This is a genomic window from Kitasatospora sp. NPDC056327, assembly GCF_042261735.1.
Lineage (GTDB): Bacteria > Actinomycetota > Actinomycetes > Streptomycetales > Streptomycetaceae > Kitasatospora.
Map to the genome: position 1 here is coordinate 1 of NZ_JBHJRC010000558.1, position 1,216 is coordinate 1,216.

Annotated in this window: 1 protein-coding gene and 1 pseudogene; both read right to left on the reverse strand. The window is 72.7% G+C overall.

From position 1 onward, the window contains the following. Positions 1-329, reverse strand: a pseudogene (locus tag ACFCX4_RS36295) (electron transfer flavoprotein subunit alpha/FixB family protein); the annotation flags it as partial. Between the two features lie 102 nt (positions 330-431). Then, positions 432-1,216 (reverse strand): electron transfer flavoprotein subunit beta/FixA family protein (locus tag ACFCX4_RS36300; RefSeq protein ID WP_376151759.1); only part of this gene is annotated, 785 nt, incomplete at its 5' end.

Below are 1,216 nucleotides of genomic sequence, written 5' to 3' on the forward strand. Positions count from 1 at the left end.
CCGATCCGCAGGGCGACGCGGGCGGCGACCTCCTTGCCCTCGCCGGACGAGGTGACCAGCACCGCGGCGGGCCCGGCGGCCTGGGCGATCTGCGCCAGCGCGTCGACCTTGGGGACGACCAGCTGGTCGGTGAACTCGGCGCCGTCGGCGACGTACACCTTGGCGGCGCCGTACTCGGCGGCCCTGGCGGCCAGCGCGGCCGCGGCGTCACCGGCGCCGAGGACGACCGCGGAGGGCTCGCCGATCCGGCGGGCCAGGGTCAGCAGCTCCAGGGCCGGCTTGCGGACCACGCCGTCGGCGTGGTCGACCAGGACGAGGATCTCAGCCATTGCTCGATGTCTCCGTGTTTCGGTGGGGCAGTGGGGGGTGCGGCACGCGGCGGGTCCGCGTTCGGGTCCGTGTCCGGTGCCGCGTTCGGGTCCGCGTGCGGATCAGATGAACTTCTGGTCGGCGAGGTAGCCGGCGAGCGCCCTGCCGCCCTCGCCCTCGTCCCTGACGACCGTGCCCGCGGTCCGCGCCGCACGCGCCGCCACCGACTCCACCACCGTCCACGCACCCGCCAGACCCACCTCGTCCGCACCGATGCCCAGATCGTCCAGGTCCAGCGACTCCACCGGCTTCTTCTTCGCCGCCATGATCCCCTTGAACGACGGGTACCGCGCCTCGCCCGACTGGTCCGTCACCGACACCACCGCCGGCAGCGCCGCCTCCACCAGCTCCGTCGCCGCGTCACCGTCCCGCCGGCCCCGCACCGCACCGCCCTCCACCGAAACCTCCGACAGCAGCGTCACCTGCGGCACCCCCAGACGCTCCGCCAGCAGCGCCGGCAGCACACCCGTCGCCCCGTCCGTCGACGCCATACCGCCCACCACCAGATCGAACCCCGTCCGCTCCAGCGCCCTCGCCAGCACCGCCGACGTCCCGATCACGTCCGAACCGTGCACACCCCCGTCGTTCACGTGCACCGCCCGGTCCGCACCCATCGACAACGCCTTGCGCAACGCGTCCTTCGCATCGTCCGGCCCCACCGTCAGCACCGTCACCTCGGAACCCTCATGGGCCTCCGCGATCCGCAGCGCCTGCTCCACCCCGTACTCGTCCAGCTCCGACAGAAGGCCGTCCACACCCTCCCGGTCGGTGGTGTGATCGTCCGCGAAACGACGGTCACCCGTCGCATCCGGCACGTGCTTCACACAGACAACGATCCTCAAGCTCA